The organism is Streptomyces sp. NBC_00250 (genome assembly GCF_036192275.1).
Lineage (GTDB): Bacteria > Actinomycetota > Actinomycetes > Streptomycetales > Streptomycetaceae > Streptomyces.
In genome coordinates this window covers 7,821,543-7,836,984 of sequence record NZ_CP108088.1, presented here as the reverse complement: position 1 = coordinate 7,836,984, position 15,442 = coordinate 7,821,543, and the positions used below count along the sequence as shown (strand labels likewise).

Genomic DNA, 15,442 nt, shown 5'->3' with positions numbered 1-15,442 from the left:
TCTCCCGGGGATCAGCCGAGCCAGCCTGGGCGTACGAGTCCCGACTCGTAGGCCAGGACGACGAGTTGGGCCCGGTCCCGGGCGCCGAGCTTCACCATGGCGCGGCTGACGTGGGTCTTGGCGGTGAGTGGGCTGACGACCAGTCTGCGGGCGATCTCCTCGTTCGACAGGCCGATGCCGACCAGTGCCATCACCTCCCGCTCCCGCTCGGTCAGCGCGCCGAGGGCCGCCGTGGCTCCCGGGGCCTTGGAGCGGGCCGCGAACTCCTCGATCAGCCGGCGGGTGACGCCCGGGGAGAGCAGCGCGTCGCCGTGGACGACGGCACGCACCGCCCGTAGCAGTTCCTCCGGCTCGGTGTCCTTGACCAGGAAGCCGGAGGCGCCGGCACGGATCGCCTCGAAGACGTACTCGTCGAGTTCGAAGGTGGTCAGCATGACGACCCGGATCTCGGCGAGGTCCGGGTCGTCCGTGATGCGGCGGGTGGCCTCAAGACCGTCGAGCCCGGGCATCCGGATGTCCATGAGGACGACGTCGGGGCGCAGGGCGCGCACCCGTTCCACCGCCTCGCCGCCGTCTGCGGCCTCGCCCGCCACCTCGATGTCCGGCTGGGCGTCGAGCAGCGCGCGGAACCCCGCCCGGACCAGCGACTGGTCGTCGGCGAGCAGCACTCTGATCACGGGGTCTCCTGCGGTGACGGGGGCTCCTCCTGGCGGAGCCGGAGTACGGCGTGGACGCGGAAGCCGCCGTCCGGGCGGGCGCCCGCCTCGATGGTGCCACCGAGGGCCGCGGCCCGCTCCCGCATGCCGGCGAGACCGTTGCCGCTGCCGCCCGCCTCGGTGCCCGTGGCGGGACCGTCGTCGTCGACCGTCAGGTCCAGGCGCCCCGAGCCGTACCCGACGCGTACCCGCGCCGTACGCGAACCGGAGTGGCGCACCACGTTGGTGAGCGCCTCCTGCACGATCCGGAAGGCGGCGAGGTCGGCGCCGGGCGGCAGGTCGGCCCTCGGGCCGGTCGTCGCGACCGTGACGGTGAGGCCCGCGGCGGCGGCCTGTTCGACGAGCTCGGGGAGCCGGTCGAGACCCGGGGCGGGGGCGCGGGGCGCGTCGCCGCGGGTACGGAGGGTGTCGAGGACCTGCCTGACCTCGCCGAGCGCCTCCTTGCTGGCCGCCTTGATGGTGGTCAGCGCGGTGCGGGCCTGCTCGGGGTCCGAGTCCAGGAGCGCGAGGCCGACCCCGGCCTGCACGTTGATCACGGAGATCGAGTGGGCGAGCACGTCGTGGAGTTCCCGGGCGATGCGGAGCCGTTCCTCGTCGGCGCGGCGCCGCTCGGCGGCAGCGCGGTCGGCACGGAGCTGCGCCCGCTGCTCGCGGCGCACCCGGACCGTTTCCGAGACGGCCAGTACGGCGAAGGCGAACGCGGCGGCGGGAAGCTCCTGCCCCCAGGGCGCGGGCCCGTCGCCCGCCGGGGGCAGCCAGCGGTAGAGCCAGTGCGAGAGCAGCAGATGGCCCGCCCACAGCAGGCCGAGGGCCCACGCGGCGGCGGTCCGGTGACCGTGCACGACGGCCGCGAAGCAGGCGACGGCGACCATGACGAAGACCGGGCCGTACGGGTATCCCGCCACGAGATAGCCGAGGGTGACGGCAGCGACGCCGAACACCACCGGCACCGGCCACCGGTGACGGAACAACAGCGGAGCCGCCCCGAGGAGCAGCAGGGCCCGCCCGAGTGCGTCGAGTGCCTCCCGGTCCGGCTGGTTCCTCGCGGCGAACCCGGTCCCCGCCATGACGACCACGGCGATCAGGACCGTGGACCGCCAGGGCAGGCCCCCGCCGCTGTCCCCGCGCTGCCACCGGCCCCACGAGCCGCGCCCGGCCGTCCACTCCTGTTCCATGCCCGCCACGCTAGCCGTGGGCGTCCCGCGAAGACGTCAGCCCGACGGGGTGGTCGCCCCTACTCCCGCCGGAGTAGACGGGATCATCGGCGGCCCGTGGTGGTGCAGCGGGCCTCGGGCGCACCGGCGGCCTTTTCGAGGGTGTCGGCGTCGGCCTTGACCACGTAGACCTCCCAGGGTTCCCTGCCGGGACCCCGACGCCGAGGTGGTCGAGGCGGGTGTCCGCGCCCGGCTCGCCCTCCACTCGAAGGCCGTCGAACGCCGCAGCCCCGTCGTGGACTGACGCACCCCGGGCCGCATTGCTCCGTGGGCCCGCTGCCGCGCGACTCTCAGCCGCGCGGCAGCAGGCCCACGTCCTGGCCGAGGCGGCGGGCCGCCGTCGCGAAGAAGGTGTCGCGGTCCTCCACGATGTTGTGGAAGTGGCCGAAGACCTCGAACGAGACGAGGCCGAAGAGCTGCGACCAGGCGGCGACCAGCGCGACCGCGAGCGCCGGCGGGAGGTCCGGGGCGATGTCGGCGGCCATACGGGCGGCTTCGGGGCTCAGCGCCTCCGGGAGCGGGGGCAGGGCGACACCCTCCCCGGTGTGCGCGCTGCGCGCGGTCTCGATGAGGACGAGGCCGACGCGGGAGGCGGGGACGATGGTGTCCTGGGGTGCCGTGTAGCCGGGCACCGGGGAGCCGTAGATCAGGGCGTACTCGTGCGGGTGGGCGACGGCCCAGGTGCGGACCGCTCGGCAGACGGCGGTCCAGCGGTCCAGGGGGCGCTGCCGGGCGGTCTCGGCGGCGGCCTGTTCGGCGGCGGCGCCGATGGCGTCGTAGGCGTCGACGATCAGTGCGGTGAGCAGGTCGTCACGGCTCGGGAAGTAGCGGTAGAGCGCGGAGGACACCATGCCCAGCTCGCGGGCCACGGCCCGGAGGGACAGCTTGGCGGCACCTTCGGCGGCGAGCTGGGTGCGGGCCTCGTCCTTGATGGCGGCGGTGATCTCGATGCGGGCGCGGGCGCGGGCTCCTCGAACGGTCGTCATGGAGAGCAGTGTGCCATTTTCGGAGCGCCGATACGAAACGAGAGCACCGCTCTTGCTTGTGAGCGGCGATCCGTGCACACTGATGTCAAGCGAGAGCAGTGCTCACACTTTGGTCTCGTGGTCAGCAGTCGCCGCACCCCCGTCGATTCCGCAGATCCTCAGATCAGCGGATTCCGCAGACTTCGCAGGAGGAACCCCATGTCCGACCGGTCCACCACCGACTCCGCCGGCTCGAACGACTCCACCGGCTCCCCCGCCGCCCACGTCATGAAGCCGGGCTGGCTCACGATCAACGTCCTCAACCGCACGGTCGCCTGGATGACCCGGCGCGGCTTCAGCGTCTGGGGATCCCGCGTGCTCGCCGTCCGCGGCCGCAAGAGCGGTGAGTGGCGACGTACCCCCGTCAACCTCCTGACACTGGACGGCGACCGGTACCTGGTCGCTCCCCGCGGGCACGTCCAGTGGACCCACAACATGCGGGCCGCCGGCGGCGGCCGGCTGATCCTCGGCAAGCACGTACAGGACTTCACCGCCGTCGAGGTGGCCGACGACGACAAGCCCGCCCTGCTGCGCGCCTACCTCAAGCGCTGGAAGGCCGAGGTCGGCGTCTTCTTCGGCGGCGTCGGCCCCGACTCCTCCGACGAGGAGCTGCGCGCCATCGCCCCGAAGCACCCCGTCTTCCGCATCACGCCGACGGGCCCCACCACTCCCGCCGCGTGAACCGGCCGGAGCGGCGGAGCCCGTCCACCACTCTTCGTCAGGCAGCCTTGCCGAACAGCTGCGTCAGACCACTTGTCAGACCATTTGTCAGACCACTTCCGGAGCTTCCGGACTCGCGGAAGCCTCAGGACTCGCGGAAGCCGCCGTGCCCGCCGACAACTCCGGGCTGTCGGAGGCCTCCGGCGCCGATCGCTCCCGCTGGCCGACCCCCCGGCCCGCCGGGCCGACTCCGGTCGAGGTGTCCATGCGCTTGTCGAGGATTTCAAGGGCCCGCCGGGCCATGCCGTTCGAGCGGACCATGCCGCCGAGCGTCGCCGAGCCCCGAGTGATGTCCGCGAACGCGTTCCACGCCGGCCGCAGCCCCGTGAGCGTCGCGTGCAGCAGACCCGGCCGCCGCTCGAAGACGGCGAGCATCCGCCGACCGACGGCCATCTCGACACCGAGGCCGGCCTTGATGGCGAAGGCGTAGTTCAGGGCCTGACGCCGGGCGTCGACCGCGTCGTTGGCCTCGGCGACCCGTACCGCCCACTCGCCGGCGAGCCGGCCCGAGCGGAGCGCGTACGAGATGCCCTCTCGCGTCCACGGCTCCAGGAGCCCCGCCGCGTCACCACAGACGAGGACCCGGCCGCGGGAGAGCGGCGAGTCGTCGGTGCGGCAGCGCGTCAGATGACCGGAGGAGATCGTGGGCTCGAAGCCGGAGAGGCCGAGCCGGGCGACGAAGTCCTCCATGTACCGCTTGGTGGCGGCGCCCTCGCCGCGCGCCGAGATGACGCCGACGGTCAGTGTGTCGCCCTTCGGGAAGACCCATCCGTAACTGCCGGGCATCGGGCCCCAGTCGATGAGGACACGGCCCTTCCAGTCCTCGGCCACGGACGGCGGCACGGGGATCTCCGCCTCAAGGCCCAGGTCGACCTGACCGAGCTTCACCCCCACATGAGCGCCTATCCGGCTGGCGCTGCCGTCGGCACCGATGACCGCGCGCGCGAGCACGGTCTCCCCGTCGGCGAGGACCACGGCGACGGTCCGCCGGTCCGGGACCGCCGGGCCGTGCTGCTCCACGCGGGTCACCGTGGCCCCGGTCCGCAGTTCGGCACCGGCCTTCTGAGCGTGCTCGACGAGCTGCGCGTCGAACTCGGGGCGGTTGATGAGCCCGAACAGCATCTTCCGCGAGCGGCGGGTCCGGGCGAAGCGTCCGTCCAGGGAGAAGGTGACGGCGTGCACCCGGTCCTGGAGGGGCAGTTCGAAGCCGGGCGGCAGGCAGTCGCGGGAGGGGCCGATGATGCCGCCGCCGCAGGTCTTGTACCGGGGCAGCTCGGACTTCTCCAGGAGCAGCACCCGACGTCCCGCGACGGCCGCCGCGTAGGCCGCGGACGCGCCTGCCGGTCCCGCGCCGACGACCACGACGTCCCAGACCTCGGCCGCCTCGGGCTCACCTGCCGCCGCGCCGTCGAGGTCCGCCTCGACCACGGCGTCCGCCTCGACTTCGAGGTCCGGCGCCGCTCCGTCGGACGTGACGTGCGCGAGGGCCGCGTCCGTGACGTCGTCCGCGGCCCCGTTCTCGACCGCGTCCGTGACCTCGTCCGTCGCCGCCTCCGCACCGATGCCCTCAGGAGTCGCGCCTTCGGGCGCGGTGTTCTCCGGACCGGCGTTCTCCGCTTGCTCGCTGCTCACGATGTGCTTCTGCTCCTGATCCGACCGGTGGTCTGCTCCTGACGCATCCTACGGCGCGGTAGCCAGAGGCCCGCGCCGTAGGATCGGCGGTGCGTTCGCCGTACCACGACATACGCCGAACGCCGTCCTACAGTCGTAACGTCGCACCCATCAGGAGCGTGCCCATGACCTCGAATCCGATCGCCGAGACCGTCCGGTCCCTGATGCCCCGAGCCAAGGCCGAGCTCACGGAGCTGGTGGCCTTCGAGTCGGTGGCGGACGAGGCCGTGGCCCCGCGCAGCGAGTGCGAGGGCGCCGCCAACTGGGTCGCGGACGCCCTGCGCGCCGAGGACTTCCAGGACGTGGCGCTGCTCGACACCCCGGACGGTTCGCAGGCGGTGTACGGCGTCCTGCCCGGCCCGGCCGGCGCGCCGACCGTCCTTCTCTACGCCCACTACGACGTCCAGCCGAAGCTGGACGAGTCCGCCTGGCTCACCCCGCCGTTCGAGCTGACGGAGCGGAACGGGCGCTGGTACGGGCGTGGCGCCGCCGACTGCAAGGGTGGCTTCATCCTGCACCTGCTCGCGCTGCGCGCCCTGAAGGCGAACGGCGGCGTTCCCGTGACGGTCAAGGTGATCGTCGAGGGTTCGGAGGAGCAGGGCACCGGCGGTCTCGAGCGCTACGCCGAGCAGCACCCCGAGCTGCTCCTCTCCGACGCGATCGTCATCGGCGACGCGGGCAACTTCCGGGTGGGGCTGCCGACGGTGACCGCGACCCTGCGCGGCATGACGATGATCCGGGTGGGGATCGACACCCTGGAGGGCAATCTGCACTCCGGCCAGTTCGGCGGTGCCGCGCCGGACGCGCTGGCGGCGCTGATCCGCGTACTGGACTCGCTGCGCGGCCCGGACGGTTCGACCGTCATCGACGGGCTGCCGGGCGACCAGGTGTGGGAGGGGCTGCAGTACCCGGAGGAGGACTTCCGCCAGGACGCCAAGGTCCTGGCCGGGGTCGCGCTGCCCGGCTCCGGAACGGTCGCCGACCGGATCTGGGCGCGTCCGGCCGTCACCGTCATCGGCATCGACTGTCACCCGGTGGCCGGAGCGACCCCGTCGATCCCCTCGTCGGCCCGTGCCCAGCTCAGCCTGCGGGTGCCGCCGGGCCTGGACTCGGCCGAAGTGACGAAGCTGCTCTTCGCGCACATCGAGAAGCACACGCCGTGGAACGCCCGGGTCTCCCTCGAACAGGTCGGCCAGGGCCAGCCGTTCCAGGCGGACACGTCGAGCCCGGCGTACGCGTCGATGGCCGAGGCGATGCGGATCGCGTACCCCGGCCAGGAGATGCAGACGGCGGGCATGGGCGGCTCGATCCCGCTCTGCAACACGCTGGCCTCGCTGTACCCGGAGTCGGAGATCCTCCTGATCGGCCTGAGCGAGCCGGAGGCGCAGATCCACGCGCCCAACGAGTCGGTCTCGCCGGAGGAGCTGGAGCGCCTGTCGGTGGCCGAGGCGCACTTCCTCCTCAACTACGCGCACTCGAAGCAGGGCTGACGGAGCGACGGCTCTGCCGTTACGGGCTCGCCCTGCGGCTTCTCCGTACGGATTCGCCGTACGGATTCGCCGCAGGCCTTCGCTGTACGGGTTCGCCGCGCGGTTTCGCCGTACAGGTTCGCCGTACAGGTTCGGCGTTCGGCGAAGCCGCTCCGTCGGCAGGGCCGGGGCTCGATGCCTCCGGCCGGTGGCCGCTCCGGTGGTCAGCCCACCGGGTCTCCCGCCTCCAGGTTGAGCACCGTGCCGCGTTCGCGCGCACGCAGGGCCCAGCGGAGGCGGCGGTAGCGGACGGGGGGCAGGAGGTCGGCGGCTTCCTCCTCGGTGACGAACCGCCAGTCGCGGAGTTCGGCGCCGGGGAGGTGGAGGCGCTCCGTGTCGGCGGGGCCGAGCGTGCCGCCGTCGAAGAGGAGGCGGAGTCCTCCGTAGCCGGGGGGCTGGGGGCGTTCCCAGTCGACGAGCAGGAGGCGGGGCACGGCGTCGAGTTCGAGGCCTATCTCCTCGGCCACCTCGCGCATTCCGGCACGGGCCGGGGGTTCTCCGGCCTCGACGACCCCGCCGGGAAACTCCCAACCGGGTTTGTAGGTGGGGTCGACGAGCAGGAAGCGGTCCTGCTCGTCGAAGAGCAGGACTCCTGCGGCGAGCGTCTCGCCGGTCGGTTCCGGGGTCTGGACGATGCCGCAGGGCGTGGCCTGGCCGGCCAGGACCGCGTCGGCGACGGACCGGGCGACCTCGGCCACGGTGAGCGCCGAGGTGTCGACGACGTACGCGTCGGTGGCGAGCCAGCCGAGCGCGGTGCGGTAGGGCGCGACATGGCCGTGGCACCAGTCCCGGACGCGCGCGTCGGTCTCGGGGTCGCCGTACTCCGACCTGCCGTCTATACGCTGCCGCAGGATCGTTTCCTCCGGGGCGAGCAGCACATGGCGCACGTCGATGCGGCGGGCCGCGAGCCCACCGAAGATCTCGTCCCGGTACTCCTGCCGCAGCAGGGTCATGGGGACGACCAGGACGCCGCCGACCTCGGCGAGCAGCGCGGCGGCGGTGTCGACCACCAGGCGTCGCCAGATCGGCAGGTCCTGGTAGTCCTCGACCTCGGCGAGCCGCTTGGCCGGCAGGAGGCCGCGCAGGCCCCCGCCGGTGACCTCGGGGTCGTACAGCGTGCTGTTCGGGATCAGATCGACCAGCTCGCGCGCGGTAGTGGACTTCCCCGCGCCGAACGCACCGTTGATCCAGACGATCACGTTTCCCCCTCTTCGACAGCCCTCTGTGGCTTGCCCGCAACACCCTGCCACGAAAACCACGAAGTCATGTCTCGGTGATGCGGCGCCTCGGAGATTCGGGGTCGCGGCGCCTCGGCGCCTCGACTCTCGGCATGTGCGTGACACTTCCGCGCGGGCGTCGTTGAGAACGGCAAGCACGAGGGGGTGCGGAGCATGAGTCGTAGGGTTCTCGAACGTTTTCCGGCCGGCGGCCCGCGGGGCAGCTGGCCGGCGGAGGAGTTCGCCGGGGCGCGACGCGACGAGGGGGTGCCGGCCCGGGTCGTCATGGATCTGGCGTCCGACGCGTTCCTGGTGATCGTCGAACAGCGGACGCCGGAGCGGAACGGGGAGGAGCGGGACCGGGAGGAGTGAACCGGGAGGAGGGAGCCGGGAGGAGGGAGCCGGGGTACGGCTTCCCGGCTTCCCTTCGCTCAGGCCGCCGGGCCCGTCCACGCTCCCCCGCCCACCGCGCGCGATGCCGCCGCGGCGGCGCCGAGGAGGCCCGCGTCGGCACCCGTGAGGGCCGGGACGACGGTCAGGTTCCGGACGAACGAGAGCGTGGCGTACGTGGCGAGGCTGCGCCGGAGCGGGGCGAAGAGGACCTCTCCGGCGCCCGCCACCCCGCCGCCGACGACCGCGATGTCGATCTCGACGAGGGCCGCCGTCGCGGCGATGCCCGCCGCGAGCGCCTGGGCCGCCCGCGCGAACGAGGCGACGGCGACCGGGTCTCCGGCGCGCGCGGCGGCGGCCACGGCGGCGGCGGAGAGATCGCCGTCGGGCCCGGGACGCCAGCCGTTGTCCAGGGCGCGACGGGCGATGTGCGGGCCGCTGGCGATGCGTTCGACGCAGCCGCGTGCGCCGCAGGCGCAGGACTCGCCGTCCATGTCCACCACGATGTGACCGATGTGACCCGCGTTGCCGGTGGGGCCGGGGTGGATCTGTCCACCGAGGACGAGTCCGCCTCCGACGCCCGTGGAGACCACGAGGCAGAGGGCGTTGTCGTGGCCCCGGGCGGCTCCGAGCCAGTGTTCGGCGGCCGTCATGGCGACGCCGTCGCCGACCAGGGTGACGGGCCGTCCGCCCGTCGCCTTGTGGACCCGTTCGACGAGCGGGTAGTCGCGCCAGCCGGGCACGTTGACCGGGCTGACGACCCCCCGGTGCGCATCCACAGGGCCCGCGCTGCCGATGCCGACGGCGCCCGCGGCCTCCCACAGGGGCGAGGCGGCCAGCTCGGCGAGTACGTCCTCCACCGCGCGCATCACGGTCTCGCCGTCCTCACGCGCGGGCGTGGGCCGCTGGGAGCGGACGCGGATGCGCCCCTCACCGTCGACCAGGGCGCCGGCGATCTTGGTTCCCCCGATGTCGAGAGCGACGACGAGACCGTAGGCGGGGCCGTCGTGGGGGCCCGTGGCGGGATCGGTCTGCATGGGCGTGAGGTCTCCAGTCGGCGACGGCGGACGGCGGACGGCGGACGGAACGGTCTTCTGTCCAGTCTCCCCCGCTGTGACAACGTTGTCCAGGCCCTATGCTTCGACGAGGGAGTCGATCAGACACCGCGTCCGGAGCACGGCGTCACAGACACCACCGCGTCACGGACACCACCGCGTCACGGACACCACCGCAGCACCGACCTTCGACGGAGGAACCGCACACCGTGGCCGACATCGCCCGCCGCCCCGAGCACCGCTACGGCAACCGGCCCACGATGAAGGACGTCGCCGCGCGCGCGGGCGTCGGCCTGAAGACCGTGTCCCGGGTCGTGAACGGCGAACCGGGGGTCACCGCGGACACCGAGCGGCGGGTCCAGGAGGCCATCGAGGTCCTCGGTTTCCGCCGCAACGACAGCGCGCGGGTCCTGCGCAAGGGCAGGACCGCGACGGTCGGGCTCGTACTGGAGGATCTGGCCGACCCGTTCTACGGGCCGCTCAGCCGGGCCGTGGAGGAGGTCGCACGGGCGCACGGGGCTCTCCTCATCAACGGTTCCAGCGCCGAGGACCCGGCCCGGGAGCAGGAGCTGGCGCTCGCGCTGTGCGCGCGCCGGGTCGACGGTCTGATCGTCATCCCCGCGGGTGACGATCACCGTTATCTGGAGCCCGAGATCAGGGCGGGCGTCGCCACCGTCTTCGTCGACCGGCCCGCGGGGCTCATCGACGCCGACGCCGTGCTCTCCGACAGCTTCGGCGGGGCCCGCGACGGGGTGGCCCATCTGATCGCCCACGGGCACCGCCGTATCGGCTTCATCGGTGACCGTCCGCGTATCCACACCGCGTCCGAGCGGCTGCGCGGCTACCGCGCGGCGATGGAGGACGCGGGTCTCCCGGTCCGGGACGACTGGGTCTCGCCGGGGTCCACGGACCCGGAGCGGGTGAGGACGGCCGTACGGGAGATGCTGACGGCGCCGGAGCCCGTGACGGCGCTGTTCGCGGGGAACAACCGGGTGATGGTCACGGTGGTCCGCGCCCTGGCCGGGCACCCGCGGCCGGTGGCCCTGGTGGGCTTCGACGACATCGAACTGGCCGACCTGCTCGGCATCACGGTCGTCGCCCAGGACGCGGCCGCGCTGGGCCGGACGGCGGCGGAGCGCCTGTTCCGGCGCCTCGACGGGGCCGACGAGGCGCCCGAGCGGGTGGTGCTCGGCACCACGCTCCTGGCTCGCGGTTCGGGCGAGATCCCGCCGTCGGCAGTCTGAGCGACCTGCCGAGCCGGCGCGACCGCGGAGGATCGCCCGGCTCCAGCGGATCCGGCCTCGGTGACCTGCCCTCCGTGGCCCCGGCCTCGGAGGCCCACCCACTGCGGCTTCGGCCCCTCCGGATCCGGCCTCAGCAGATCCGGAGGTTCGCCACCGGGCCCCCGCCCGCTCCTCCGGCCAGGTGCAGCACGCTCAGGTAGACGTTGGTGTTGCCGCTGTCGTCGTCGGTCCTGGCGAACCAGCGGCTGGTGGTCCCCCCGTACGTCTCACCGCGGTCCAGGTCGACCTGGCAGTACAGGACGTGCGGGCCCGCGCCGATCGTTCCCATCTCGCCGCCGTCGTACCGGGTGGTCGTGGCACTGCGCACGACCTGGCAGGTGGCGGAGGTGCCGGAGGCGACGCAGCCCTCGGCGGGCGGCGGGGCCCCGGTGGTGGGCGCGGTCGTCGCTCCGCCGCCTCCGGACGGGTCGCCTCCCGCCGTGGGGGTGCTGCCTCCCGGGCTGTCCGGGGACGTCGTACCGCCGTCGGGCGACCCGTCGGCGGACCCATCGGCCCCGGCGCCGGTACCCGTGCCGGAGCCGGGGGTCCGCGTACCGCCGGGGGGCGGGTCCGAGGCCTGCCCCGAACGGTCGGAGCGGGGGCGGTCCGTACCGTTCCCCTGCACAGGCGGCGAGGGGGTTCCGGAGACCGTCGCGGAGGAGGGCGAGGCGGTGCCGCTCGGCTGCCCCGAGGTCGACCCGGCGCTGGTCCCCGGGTCCAGCGCGCGCCCCGGGTCGTCCCGCTCACCTCCGTCCCGCGGGGCCCCACCGGAGGCCCGGACGTCGGTGTCACGGTCCATGACGGCGTACGTGAGCCCACCGCCGGCCAGCAGGACGGCGGCCACGGAGGCGGCGACGAGCACGAGCCCCCGGCGCGGCTTCGGCTGCGCGCGGCGCGCGGCCCGGGGGCCGATCGGTCCGGCCGTCCCGCTGACGGTTCCGACGCCGGTCGGCGGCAGGGGCAGCGGCGGGCCGAAGGCCCCGCCGAGCGGGACCGCCCCCGGGTCCGGGCCGCGCCCCGCGTACGGAACGGGCGCCGGAGCGTCGACGGGCGCCACCGTCGCGGCGAACCCCACGGGCTCGACGGGCGACCGGGGTTCGACGGATCCCACCATCGGCGCCGCCTCCGCCGCGCCTGCACCGTCGGGGGCGGCCTCCCCCGCGCCCGCCACCGCCGCCAACAGCGCCGCCGCCTCGCGGGCCGTCGGGCGGGCGGTCGGGTCCTTGTCCAGGAGACGGCGCAGGACCGGGGCGAGCGGTCCGGCCCGGCGGGGTTCCGGAAGGGGCTCGGTGACGATGGCCGCGAGGGTCGACCAGGTCGACGTGCGGCGGAAGGGCGAGGCGCCTTCGACGGCCGCGTACAGGGTGGCGCCGAGCGCCCACACATCGGAGGCGGGACCAGGGTCCTGGCCTCGGGCCCGTTCGGGGGCCAGGTAGTCCAGGGACCCGACGATCTCGCCGCTGCGGGTGAGATGGGTGGCGGACCCGTCGCCCGGGTCCTCCATCGTCGCGATGCCGAAGTCGGTGAGGACGATCCGGCCCGAGCGGTCGAGCAGGATGTTGCCCGGCTTCACGTCCCGGTGCAGGACGCCCACGTCGTGCGCGGCGGCCAGCGCCTCCAGGACGTGGGAGCCGATCCGGGCCGCCTCGGCGGCGTCGACGGTGCCGCTCTCGGCGAGGACGTCGTCGAGGGAGGGCCCGTCGACGAGCTCCATGACGATGACGGGCCGGCCCTCGTGTTCGGTGACGTCGTGGACGGCGACGACTCCGTGATGGCGGACCCGCGCGGCGGCGCGCGCCTCGCGGGTCATCCGCAGACGCAGATCGGCCAGTTCGGGCGCGGCCGCGTCCGTGAAGGTACGGAGTTCCTTGACGGCCACCTCACGGCCGAGGACCTCGTCGACAGCCTTCCAGACCACACCCATGCCGCCGCGCCCGAGTCGGCGCACGATTCTGTAGCGGCCCGCGAGCCGTTCGTTCTCCCCCGATGACACCGATGCCCCGTTCCCCTGTCGAGCATGTGCGCGCGGTGCGCGTGAACTCGTACAGAGTACGGGGCAGTTGGCCGGATCGAGACCCTCAGTGGATCATGTCTCGGCGGCTACTCGGCGGAGGCCGTCAGGTCGCCGCGGCGAGGGGCGGCGAAGCGGTCGAGGGCGTCGCGGTTCATACCGGTGAGCGCGTCGACCTCGGCGGTGTCGAGGGCGCCGCAGTCGATGCCGCGCAGCAGGTAGGAGCTCAGGGCCTTCGCGGTGGCGGGCTCGTCCATGACGTCGCCGCCCGCGTGGTTGGCGTACGCGGAGAGGCGCTTGGCTGCGGCCTCGAAGCCCTCGCGATAGAAGGCGAAGACGGCGGCGTAGCGGGTGGGGATGTGGCCGGGGTGCATGTCCCAGCCCTGGTAGTACGCGCGGGCCAGGGCGCGGCGAGTCAGGCCGTAGTGCAGGCGCCAGGCCTCGTGGACGTGCTCGGTGGAGCCGACCGGGAGGACGTTGGTGGAGCCGTCGGAGACGCGGACGCCGGTACCGGCGGCGGCGACCTGCATGATCGCCTTGGCGTGGTCGGCGGCCGGGTGGTCGCTGGCCTGGTAGGCGGCGGAGACGCCGAGGCAGGCGCTGTAGTCGAAGGTGCCGTAGTGCAGTCCGGTGGCGCGGCCCTCGGCGGCGCCGATCATGCGGGCGACGGCGGCGGTGCCGTCGGTGGCGAGGATGGACTGGCTGGTCTCGATCTGGATCTCGAAGCCGAGGCGGCCGGCGTCGAGGCCGTGGGCCTTCTCGAAGGCCTCCAGGAGGCGGACGAAGGCGGAGACCTGCTCGGGGTAGGTCACCTTGGGGAGGGTGAGGACGAGCCCGTCGGGGAGGCCGCCGTTCTCCAGGAGGCCGGTGAGGAAGACGTCGGTGGTGCGGATGCCCCGGTCGCGGACGGCGGACTCCATGCACTTCATCCGGATGCCCATGTACGGGGCCGCCGTGCCGTTCCGGTACGCCTCCGAGATCAGCCGGGCGGCGCGGGCTGCGTCCTGGTCCTCGTCGGCCCCGGCGTAGCCGTCCTCGAAGTCGACGCGGAGGTCCTCGATGGGCTCGCGCTCCAGCTTCGCGCGCACGCGGCCGTAGACGTCCTCGGCGAGGTCGTCGGAGAGGCCGAGGACGGCGGCGAAGGAGGCGGCGTCGGGGGCGTGCTCGTCCAGGGCGGCGAGGGCCTGGTCGCCCCAGGAGCGGATGGTTCCGGCGTCGAAGACGTTGCCGGGTACGTAGACGGTGTGGACGGGCTGACGGGTGCCGGGGTCTCCCGGGTAGCGGCGGTCCAGCTCGGCGTCCACCGCTGCGAGGGAGGCGCTGATGCCCTCGCTGACCGCGCCCGCGAGGCTCGTCGACACCTTCTCCTGCTGACCCATCCCACATCCTCCTATTTTCCGCTTCACGGAATCAACAATCCGTATAGCGAAGTTAGTAGTCCGCCGGGACCTGAGTCAATGGTTGTCCGAAACGACCGGGGGCCGCGCGGTGATCATCACCACGCGGCCCCCGGGCCGTACAGAAGCGCAGGTCAAGCCCGCGCAGTCGGATCAGCCCTTGCGGGACTTGACCTCTTCGGTCAGCTGCGGGACGACATCGAAGAGGTCGCCCACCACGCCGTAGTCGACGAGGTCGAAGATCGGCGCCTCGGCGTCCTTGTTGATCGCGACGATCGTCTTCGAGGTCTGCATGCCCGCGCGGTGCTGGATCGCGCCGGAGATGCCGGAGGCGATGTACAGCTGCGGCGAGACCGACTTGCCGGTCTGGCCGACCTGGTTGGAGTGCGGGTACCAGCCGGCGTCGACCGCGGCGCGCGAGGCGCCGACGGCGGCACCGAGCGAGTCGGCGAGCGCCTCGATGATCGCGAAGTTCTCGGCACCGTTGACGCCTCGGCCGCCGGAGACCACGATCGCGGCCTCGGTCAGCTCCGGGCGGCCGGTCGACTCGCGCGGGGTGCGGGCGGTCACCTTGGTGCCGGTGGCCAGCGCGCCGAAGGAGACCGCGAGGGCCTCGACGGTGCCGGCGGCCGGGGCGGCCTCGACGGGGGCCGAGTTCGGCTTGACCGTGATGACCGGGGTGCCCTTGGAGACACGGGACTTGGTGGTGAAGGAGGCGGCGAACGCGGACTGCGTCGCGACCGGGCCCTCGTCACCGGCCTCCAGGTCCACGGCGTCCGTGATGATGCCGGAGCCGATGCGGACCGCGAGACGGGCCGCGATCTCCTTGCCCTCGGCGGAGGACGGGACGAGCACGGCGGCGAGGGAGCCCGCGGCGGACACGGCCTCGTACGCGGCCTGGAGCGCGTCGACCTTGGGGACGACGAGGTACTCGGTGAACTCGGGGGCGTCGGCGGTCAGGACCTTCACCGCGCCGTGCTCGGCGAGGACGGGGGCGGTGTCGGCGGCGCCGTTGCCGAGCGCGAGGGCGACCGGCTCGCCGATGCGGCGGGCGAGGGTCAGCAGCTCCAGGGTGGGCTTGCGGACGGCTCCGTCGACGTGGTCGACGTAGACGAGAATCTCAGCCATGGGACTTCAATCTCCTGCGAACGAAAAGGGGCGGTCTGAGGGGCTCGCGCGGGCCGGGGACGGACTCCCGGCTCACGGCGCCGAGT

Annotated in this window: 13 protein-coding genes; 4 read left to right on the top strand and 9 right to left on the bottom strand. The window is 73.4% G+C overall.

What is annotated here, in order from left to right; translation table 11 throughout:
• Positions 1 to 11: 11 nt before the first annotated feature.
• The 3 genes from OG259_RS35580 to OG259_RS35565 all read right to left on the bottom strand — a co-directional run bounded on the left by OG259_RS35580 (position 12) and on the right by OG259_RS35565 (position 2,916).
• Positions 12 to 677, bottom strand: a complete 666-nt coding sequence (locus tag OG259_RS35580) for a response regulator transcription factor (RefSeq protein ID WP_328945977.1) — start codon at positions 675 to 677, stop codon at positions 12 to 14.
• Positions 674 to 1,891 (bottom strand): sensor histidine kinase, encoded by a 1,218-nt coding sequence (locus OG259_RS35575; protein WP_328945976.1) that lies wholly within the window; start codon positions 1,889 to 1,891, stop codon positions 674 to 676. Before OG259_RS35575 ends, OG259_RS35580 begins: the two co-directional genes overlap by 4 nt.
• A gap of 329 nt (positions 1,892 to 2,220) precedes the next feature.
• On the bottom strand, positions 2,221 to 2,916 hold the full coding sequence (locus OG259_RS35565) for a TetR/AcrR family transcriptional regulator (RefSeq protein WP_328945975.1): 696 nt from the start codon (positions 2,914 to 2,916) through the stop codon (positions 2,221 to 2,223).
• A gap of 198 nt (positions 2,917 to 3,114) precedes the next feature.
• Here OG259_RS35565 and OG259_RS35560 point away from each other — a divergent pair, with 198 nt between their 5' ends.
• On the top strand, positions 3,115 to 3,636 hold the full coding sequence (locus OG259_RS35560) for a nitroreductase family deazaflavin-dependent oxidoreductase (RefSeq protein ID WP_443052074.1): 522 nt from the start codon (positions 3,115 to 3,117) through the stop codon (positions 3,634 to 3,636).
• Positions 3,637 to 3,723: 87 nt separating this feature from the next.
• Here OG259_RS35560 and OG259_RS35555 read toward each other — a convergent pair whose 3' ends face one another.
• A complete protein-coding gene (locus OG259_RS35555; RefSeq protein WP_443052073.1) occupies positions 3,724 to 5,307 on the bottom strand; it encodes a geranylgeranyl reductase family protein in 1,584 nt (527 codons plus the stop codon).
• A gap of 164 nt (positions 5,308 to 5,471) precedes the next feature.
• Here OG259_RS35555 and OG259_RS35550 point away from each other — a divergent pair, with 164 nt between their 5' ends.
• The gene (locus tag OG259_RS35550; protein ID WP_328945974.1) at positions 5,472 to 6,836 is read left to right on the top strand and encodes a dipeptidase; all 1,365 of its coding nucleotides are present in this window, start codon (positions 5,472 to 5,474) and stop codon (positions 6,834 to 6,836) included.
• A gap of 203 nt (positions 6,837 to 7,039) precedes the next feature.
• On the opposite strand, the gene OG259_RS35545 is transcribed toward OG259_RS35550, so the two are convergent.
• Entirely contained in the window at positions 7,040 to 8,074 is a 1,035-nt protein-coding gene (locus OG259_RS35545; protein WP_328945973.1) for an NUDIX hydrolase, read from the bottom strand.
• 192 nt (positions 8,075 to 8,266) lie between these two features.
• On the opposite strand from OG259_RS35545, the gene OG259_RS35540 reads away from it, so the two are divergent.
• Complete coding sequence (locus OG259_RS35540; RefSeq protein ID WP_328945972.1) at positions 8,267 to 8,464, top strand: hypothetical protein; 198 nt, start codon at positions 8,267 to 8,269, stop codon at positions 8,462 to 8,464.
• A gap of 59 nt (positions 8,465 to 8,523) precedes the next feature.
• Here OG259_RS35540 and OG259_RS35535 read toward each other — a convergent pair whose 3' ends face one another.
• The gene (locus tag OG259_RS35535) at positions 8,524 to 9,519 is read right to left on the bottom strand and encodes an ROK family protein (RefSeq protein ID WP_328945971.1); all 996 of its coding nucleotides are present in this window, start codon (positions 9,517 to 9,519) and stop codon (positions 8,524 to 8,526) included.
• A gap of 227 nt (positions 9,520 to 9,746) precedes the next feature.
• Between OG259_RS35535 and OG259_RS35530 the strand changes: the two genes are divergently transcribed.
• Positions 9,747 to 10,781 carry a LacI family DNA-binding transcriptional regulator gene (locus OG259_RS35530; protein ID WP_328945970.1) on the top strand — a complete coding sequence of 345 codons (1,035 nt, stop codon included), beginning with the start codon at positions 9,747 to 9,749 and terminating at the stop codon, positions 10,779 to 10,781.
• Positions 10,782 to 10,911: 130 nt separating this feature from the next.
• Here the strand turns inward: OG259_RS35530 and OG259_RS35525 are convergent, their stop codons facing one another.
• From OG259_RS35525 to OG259_RS35515, 3 genes are all read right to left on the bottom strand, one after another.
• On the bottom strand, positions 10,912 to 12,813 hold the full coding sequence (locus OG259_RS35525; RefSeq protein WP_328945969.1) for a serine/threonine protein kinase: 1,902 nt from the start codon (positions 12,811 to 12,813) through the stop codon (positions 10,912 to 10,914).
• A gap of 107 nt (positions 12,814 to 12,920) precedes the next feature.
• On the bottom strand, positions 12,921 to 14,210 hold the full coding sequence (locus OG259_RS35520; protein ID WP_328945968.1) for a DUF6986 family protein: 1,290 nt from the start codon (positions 14,208 to 14,210) through the stop codon (positions 12,921 to 12,923).
• 171 nt (positions 14,211 to 14,381) lie between these two features.
• Complete coding sequence (locus OG259_RS35515; protein WP_328945967.1) at positions 14,382 to 15,356, bottom strand: electron transfer flavoprotein subunit alpha/FixB family protein; 975 nt, start codon at positions 15,354 to 15,356, stop codon at positions 14,382 to 14,384.
• Positions 15,357 to 15,442 lie beyond the last annotated feature (86 nt).

Excerpts from the sequence above, each read along its gene's own strand:
- OG259_RS35575 (WP_328945976.1), bottom strand. The coding sequence starts at position 1,891 with ATGGAACAGGAGTGGACGGCCGGGCGCGGCTCGTGGGGCCGGTGGCAG.
- OG259_RS35565 (WP_328945975.1), bottom strand. The coding sequence starts at position 2,916 with ATGACGACCGTTCGAGGAGCCCGCGCCCGCGCCCGCATCGAGATCACC.
- OG259_RS35560 (WP_443052074.1), top strand. The coding sequence starts at position 3,115 with ATGTCCGACCGGTCCACCACCGACTCCGCCGGCTCGAACGACTCCACC.
- OG259_RS35550 (WP_328945974.1), top strand. The coding sequence starts at position 5,472 with ATGACCTCGAATCCGATCGCCGAGACCGTCCGGTCCCTGATGCCCCGA.
- OG259_RS35540 (WP_328945972.1), top strand. The coding sequence starts at position 8,267 with ATGAGTCGTAGGGTTCTCGAACGTTTTCCGGCCGGCGGCCCGCGGGGC.
- OG259_RS35535 (WP_328945971.1), bottom strand. The coding sequence starts at position 9,519 with ATGCAGACCGATCCCGCCACGGGCCCCCACGACGGCCCCGCCTACGGT.
- OG259_RS35520 (WP_328945968.1), bottom strand. The coding sequence starts at position 14,210 with ATGGGTCAGCAGGAGAAGGTGTCGACGAGCCTCGCGGGCGCGGTCAGC.
- OG259_RS35515 (WP_328945967.1), bottom strand. The coding sequence starts at position 15,356 with ATGGCTGAGATTCTCGTCTACGTCGACCACGTCGACGGAGCCGTCCGC.